At 33.7% G+C, this 6,271-nt stretch carries 7 protein-coding genes; 1 reads left to right on the top strand and 6 read right to left on the bottom strand.

Features of this window, described 5'->3' with window-relative positions; all coding sequences use genetic code 11:
* A partial coding sequence (ald, locus tag COZ07_RS00540) for an alanine dehydrogenase (RefSeq protein WP_406606670.1) occupies nucleotides 1–851 on the top strand: 851 nt, incomplete at its 5' end.
* A 113-nt stretch (nucleotides 852–964) separates the two neighbouring features.
* Here the strand turns inward: ald and groL are convergent.
* The 6 genes from groL to tsaE form a co-directional block, all read right to left on the bottom strand.
* Nucleotides 965–2,590, bottom strand: coding sequence for a chaperonin GroEL (groL, locus tag COZ07_RS00535; protein ID WP_406606669.1), 1,626 nt, complete (start codon nucleotides 2,588–2,590; stop codon nucleotides 965–967).
* Nucleotides 2,591–2,682: 92 nt separating this feature from the next.
* Nucleotides 2,683–2,988, bottom strand: a complete 306-nt coding sequence (gene groES / locus COZ07_RS00530) for a co-chaperone GroES (protein WP_406606668.1) — start codon at nucleotides 2,986–2,988, stop codon at nucleotides 2,683–2,685.
* Between the two features lie 195 nt (nucleotides 2,989–3,183).
* The gene (tsaD, locus tag COZ07_RS00525; RefSeq protein WP_406606667.1) at nucleotides 3,184–4,194 is read right to left on the bottom strand and encodes a tRNA (adenosine(37)-N6)-threonylcarbamoyltransferase complex transferase subunit TsaD; all 1,011 of its coding nucleotides are present in this window, start codon (nucleotides 4,192–4,194) and stop codon (nucleotides 3,184–3,186) included.
* Nucleotides 4,195–4,590: 396 nt separating this feature from the next.
* Nucleotides 4,591–5,058, bottom strand: a complete 468-nt coding sequence (rimI, locus tag COZ07_RS00520; protein ID WP_406606666.1) for a ribosomal protein S18-alanine N-acetyltransferase — start codon at nucleotides 5,056–5,058, stop codon at nucleotides 4,591–4,593.
* Nucleotides 5,055–5,759, bottom strand: coding sequence for a tRNA (adenosine(37)-N6)-threonylcarbamoyltransferase complex dimerization subunit type 1 TsaB (gene tsaB / locus COZ07_RS00515; protein WP_406606665.1), 705 nt, complete (start codon nucleotides 5,757–5,759; stop codon nucleotides 5,055–5,057). The genes rimI and tsaB overlap by 4 nt, the downstream gene beginning before the upstream one ends.
* The gene (tsaE, locus tag COZ07_RS00510; protein ID WP_406606664.1) at nucleotides 5,728–6,216 is read right to left on the bottom strand and encodes a tRNA (adenosine(37)-N6)-threonylcarbamoyltransferase complex ATPase subunit type 1 TsaE; all 489 of its coding nucleotides are present in this window, start codon (nucleotides 6,214–6,216) and stop codon (nucleotides 5,728–5,730) included. Before tsaE ends, tsaB begins: the two co-directional genes overlap by 32 nt.
* Nucleotides 6,217–6,271 lie beyond the last annotated feature (55 nt).

Below are 6,271 nucleotides of genomic sequence, written 5' to 3'. Positions count from 1 at the left end.
AGATTCTCTTTACTTACTTCCACTTTGCCTCTTCTTTAGAATTGACTCAAGCTATGATGAAGAGAAAAGTTATCTGTATTGCCTACGAAACAGTTCAAACTGAGGATGGTTATCTACCCCTTTTAGCGCCGATGAGTGAAGTAGCTGGTAAGATGGCCGGTCATATTGCTGCTTATTACTTAGCTCTTCCCTATGGTGGTAGAGGCGTACTAATGGGTGGTGTCCCTGGAGTTGCACCCGCAAAAGTAGTAGTGGTTGGTGGAGGTACTGTGGGTACTAATGCTGCCAAGGTAGCTGCTGGCATAGGAGCAAATGTTACTTTATTAGATATTAGCATAAATAGATTAAAATATTTAGCGGATGTATTACCAAAAAATATAACTTTATTAATTTCTAATCAGCATAATATAGAAGAAGAAATAAAAGATGCAGATGCAGTAATTGGAGCGGTATTAATCCCGGGGGCAAAAGCTCCAAAATTAATAACTGAAGAGATGATAAAGAAGATGAAGCCAAATTCAGTTATAGTAGATGTGGCTATCGACCAAGGAGGATGTATAGAAACAAGCAGGCCAACTTCTCATAGTGATCCGGTATTTAAATTACATAATGTATTACACTATTGCGTTACTAATATGCCTGGAGCGTTTGCTAGAACTTCTACTTTTGCTCTAACTAATGCTACCCTTCCTTATGGTTTAGAAATTGCTAATAAGGGTTATAAAAAAGCAATAAAGGAAAACAAAGCTTTGGCAAAAGGATTAAATGTTATTGATGGTAAAATTACTTACCAACCAGTAGCTAAAGCCTTTAAATTAAAATACTATCCCGTAGAAGAAGTAAATGGATAATTTACCAATTAGCCAATTTACCAATTAGCCAATTTAAAAAGGGGACGGTTCTATTTTTTTAGAACTGTCCCCTTTTTATTGAGGTTTTTTTAAATTTATATTTCTATATTACCTTAATACATTCCACCTGGAGGCATTCCACCTGGAGGCATTCCACCTTCTTTCTTTTCCTCAGGTTTATCAGTAATTAAACATTCAGTGGTTAGGATCATCCCTCCTATACTGGCAGCATTTTGTAAAGCTGATCTGGTAACCTTAGCTGGGTCAACAATTCCTGCTTTTATCATATCCACAAACTCTCCAACAGTTACGTCAAAGCCGATGCCTTTTTCTTTGCTCTTTAATTTCTCTACAATAACAGAACCTTCATATCCACCATTGTCAGCAATCTGTTTGGTGGGGGTTATCAATGCTTTTATAATAATTTCTACTCCAATCTGTTGGTCACCTTCATACTTTAACTTCTGTAAGGCAGGAATAATATTTAATAAAACAGTTCCACCACCGGCCACAATTCCTTCTTCTACTGCAGCTTTAGTAGCTGATAGAGCATCTTCGACTCGATGTTTCTTCTCCTTAAGTTCAGTTTCTGTAGCTGCTCCTACTTTAATGACTGCTACTCCGCCTACTAATTTCCCTAATCTTTCCTGTAATTTTTCTCGGTCATAATCAGAGGTAGTTTCTTCTATTTGAGTACGAATTTGAGCTTCTCGTTTTTTAATTTCTTTGGTGTCCCCTTTCCCTCCGATTATTATGCTCTCTTCTTTATTTATTTTCACTTGATGAGCAGTCCCTAACATTTTTAGTTCCGTGTTTTCTAATTTAAGGCCTAGTTCTTCAGAAATTAATTGTCCACCGGTAACTACAGCAATATCGGCTAACATCTCTTTTCTTCTATCTCCAAATCCGGGGGCCTTTACAGCAACACAATTTAAGGTGCCTCGAATTTTATTTACTATTAAAGTAGCTAAAGATTCACCTTCAATATCCTCAGCGATAATAAGTAAAGGCTTACTAGTCTGAGCAATTTTCTCTAAAATAGGTAATATTCCTTTCATATTGCTTATTTTAGAATCAGTAATTAAGATATAAGGGTCATCAAGAACAGCTTCCATTCTCTCAGCATCAGTTACCATATAGGCAGAAATATATCCCTTATCAAATTGCATTCCTTCTACTACCTCCAAGATAGTTCCTAAAGTTTTAGATTCTTCTACAGTTATTACTCCATCTTTACCTACCTTTTCCATAGCATCTGCAATCAAATTTCCTATTTCTCTATCAGCAGATGATATTGAAGCTACATTAGCTATAGATTCTTTATCGCTAACTTCTTTACTTAATTTTTTAATCTCTTGGACCGCTATTTCTACTGTTTTATCTATTCCTCTTTTAATCATAATAGGATTTGCCCCTGCCGCTACATTTCGTAGGCCTTCATGAATAATTGCTTTGGCTAAAACTGTAGCAGTAGTTGTTCCATCTCCAGCAATATCGTTAGTTTTAGTAGCCACTTCCTTAACAAATTGTGCCCCCATATTTTCAAAGGGATCCTCAACGTCAATCTCTCGAGCAATAGTAACCCCGTCATTAGTAATAGTAGGGGAACCATATTTTTTATCTAAAACTACATTTCTTCCTTTAGGACCTAAAGTAATCCTAACCGCATCAGCTAAAGTATTTGCTCCTTTTTCTAAAGCTCTTCTCGCCTCTTCATCAAATAAAAATTGTTTTGCCATTTATTTATCCTCCATTTATATCAAATTTATTACATTTATCACTTAAAAATTCAAAAATATTTTTTAATATTTTTAAATAAAAATATTATATTTTATTTTTCCACAATAGCTAAAATATCTTTTTCGCTTAAAAGGAGATAATCTTCATCATCATCATCTTTTATATCTGTTCCTGAATATTTTGCGTATACTACATTGTCCCCCTTTTTAACGGTCATAGGAACTAATTTTCCTTCTTTATTAGTGCTGCCAGGTCCTACTGATAATACTTCTCCAACTTGGGGTTTTTCTTTAGAAATGGTATCCGGAAGAACAATCCCCCCTTTGGTCTTCTCTTCTTCAACCATAGGCTTTATTAATACCCGGTCTCCTAGTGGTTTTAATCCTTTGATTTTCATTTTCCATAACCTCCTTTAATATTTTTAAAATCAATTAGCACTCTCATAGTAAGAGTGCTAAAGACATCCTATTTATATTATATAAACTTCTTTAGAAAATCAAACTTCATTATTAGCTATATTCAGCCATTTTATGCAATTTAACCTAATTTTAAGTTATTTTACGCTTATTTCCTTCCATTTATTAATTTTTTCTCACACTAATGTCAACCGAGAAACTACATCTAAATCTAAAGATGATTTTTTATTTTCCTTTAACTTATAGTATCCGGCAGAAGCTACCATAGCCGCATTATCAGTGCAAAGAGAAATTGAAGGATAAAAAACCCTTATATTTAATAAACTTGCTTTTTCTTTAATTTTTTTTCTTAGAGAATTATTGGCCGCAACTCCACCAGCTAATACAATCTGTTTAGTTTTAAATTCTAAGGCTGCTCTTAGTGTCTTTTCTACTAAAACATCAACTACTGCTTGCTGAAAAGATGATAAAATATCTTTAACTGGGATAATTTTATTCTTCTCTTTTAGTTCTTTTATATAGTAAATTACTGCGGTTTTAAGACCACTAAAGCTAAAATCATAACTTCCGTCATTTAAAAGAGGGCGAGGAAATTTAATTAAAGAAGAATTTCCTTCTTTAGCTAATTGCTCAATAATTGGTCCACCGGGGTAATCTAAGTCTAAAACCTTGGCTATTTTATCAAAAACCTCTCCTGCAGCATCGTCTTTGGTCTGACCTAATAATTTATATTTTCTAAAATCTTTTATATAGACCAAAGAGGTATGTCCACCAGAAACGATTAAACAAATAAGAGGTGTCTTTATTCCTTTATGTTCTAAAAAATTAGCATAAATATGAGCCTCAAGATGGTTTACTCCGATAAGAGGTATATTTTGAGCATAGGCTATAGCTTTAGCTACAGATAATCCCACCAAAAGTGATCCTACCAACCCTGGGCCATAAGTCACTGCTATCCCTGATAAATCGGATAATTTTTTCCCTGATTCGCTCAAAGCTTTATCTATTACTGGAATAATGCATTCCATATGTTGGCGAGAAGCTATTTCGGGGACCACTCCCCCATATTTTTGGTGAACCTTAATTTGAGAAGCTACAATATTCGAAATAATTTTCTTTCCATCCTCTACCATAGCAACTGCAGTTTCATCACAAGAGGTTTCGACTCCCATTATTAAATCCGTCATATTATTTTTTCTCTTTCAATAAAACTTAAAACCTAAATGGTGTATAGCTCTTAGCGTATTGAGAATACAGTAATTAGTAATGTGTAACAAGTAATAAGTAATAAGTAAAGATAAAATATAGTAAAGGAGCAAAAACCGAAAAACCATAATTCAAAATTCAAAACCTTTTCGTAAAATATAAATTATTTGGAGTAGGGGGCGCGGATTTATCCGTCCCGCGCCTGCCTGTGCGCCTGCCTGTACGCCTGCCTGTGCGTGTTCGTTCGCACGCAGACAGGAATCAAACTCCTACCTATTATTCATTACGGGCAGACACAAGGTCTGCCCCTACATATTATACATTACTTCTGACTTCTTTACTATATACTACATACCATATACAATATACTGATTCTTTTAATATAATTTCTTTTCCATAACTAAAGCATCTTCTCTTTCTTCTCGATAATAATTTTTCCATATTCTTTTTGTTCTATAACCATATTTTTTATACATATTCTGGGCCATATAATTTGATTTTCTTACTTCCAAAGATATTTTTTCAATTTTATAAGTAGTTCCTATTTTCTCGACAAACTTTAAAAGCTTTCCTCCATATCCCTCTCTACGAAATTTTTCGGTAATAGCAATATTAGTAATATGAAAACTGGTTTCCTTATGCCAAAGGCCAAGATAACCAATAATTTCTTTATCTTTCTCTAATATAAAATATCTAGCATATTTATTGCGAGTTAGTTCATCACAAAACATATCATAAGTCCAGGGAATGGGAAAAGATTGTTTCTCAATATCCAATACCTTTGGTAAATCATCTGTCTCCATAGGTCTAATAATTACCCCGGTAAAACCGTGATTATTCATCATTTATCACTTTTTTTCTCCCAATTAATTTCAGCTTCAGATTTCCTCAGGTAGAAAGGAGAAAGAGTAAAAATATCGTCTCCTTTTCCCTTTTTGAGTTTTTCTAAACCCAAGAAAGCAATATTTACTCCTTTAGACAAAAGGACTTGAGGATTAATAAACAATGCATCTTTACCCATTTTTTCTTTAATAATATCCTGATATTTTTTTATACTCTCACTCAAAAATATTACCTTCTCCTTTAAAAGAGAGACTCTAACTACTAGATTATAAATATCTTCGCATTTATAATCCAGCACTTTACTCAGTTTATTACCTCCCCGAAATACCACATCATATATTTCATCTCTCTTAGCCTCTAAAATGGGACATATTAAGTAGGGTATCTCTTTTAGAGAAAAGGCCAGGGCATCTAAGGTGGGAATTCCTAATAAAGGCAGAGAACAGGCATAAGACAAACCTTTAGCTACTCCTAATCCGACACGAAGCCCAGTAAAAGAACCCGGGCCTAAAGAGACAGCAATACCGTCAATATCCGGTAAGGTTAAATTAATCCTTTCCAACATATCTTTTATAGTAGGTATTAAAATGGAGGAGTGTTTCTTCTTAGAATTATTAAGGGTATATTCGATAAGAACAGAATCTTCTTCTATTAAACCCAAACTACAAAATCTAGTGGAGGTATCTATTCCTAAAATTTTCAATCCTTATTAAATCCTCCCAAAATAGATTAAATTTATTCCCTTGAGGAATAAAAGATATTTTTCTTTCATAACTAGTTTTAAACTTGATCTCAATCTTTAAATGATCTTTTGGTAAAAGGCTTTCAATCTTCTCAGCCCATTCAATAACCGTTAGGCCTTCTCCGTAAAAATATTCCTCGTAACCTAATTCTATAATCTCTTCTATGTTACTGACTCGGAAAACATCAAAATGATAAAGGGGAATTTTACCTTGATATTCATTTATAATAGTAAAAGAAGGACTGGTAACATAATCTTTTACTTCTAAACCTTCAGATATCCCCTGAATAAAACAAGTTTTTCCTGCACCTAATTCACCATAGAAAGCTAATAAATCTCCCGGTTTAACTAATTTACCTATCTCTTTTCCTAATTTTTTCGTCTCTTCAGGACTTTTAGTAATAATAGTGAAATTCATTTTGAACAATTCTCCAATTTACCAATTCTCCAATTTACCAATTCTCCAATTTACC

The organism is Candidatus Infernicultor aquiphilus, assembly GCF_002784285.1.
GTDB classification, from domain to species: Bacteria; Atribacterota; Phoenicimicrobiia; order Phoenicimicrobiales; family Phoenicimicrobiaceae; genus Infernicultor; species Infernicultor aquiphilus.
This window is presented reverse-complemented; position numbering and strand designations above follow the sequence as displayed.

Excerpts from the sequence above, each read along its gene's own strand:
- tsaE (WP_406606664.1), bottom strand. The coding sequence starts at position 6,216 with ATGAATTTCACTATTATTACTAAAAGTCCTGAAGAGACGAAAAAATTA.
- tsaD (WP_406606667.1), bottom strand. The coding sequence starts at position 4,194 with ATGACGGATTTAATAATGGGAGTCGAAACCTCTTGTGATGAAACTGCA.
- groES (WP_406606668.1), bottom strand. The coding sequence starts at position 2,988 with ATGAAAATCAAAGGATTAAAACCACTAGGAGACCGGGTATTAATAAAG.
- rimI (WP_406606666.1), bottom strand. The coding sequence starts at position 5,058 with ATGATGAATAATCACGGTTTTACCGGGGTAATTATTAGACCTATGGAG.
- groL (WP_406606669.1), bottom strand. The coding sequence starts at position 2,590 with ATGGCAAAACAATTTTTATTTGATGAAGAGGCGAGAAGAGCTTTAGAA.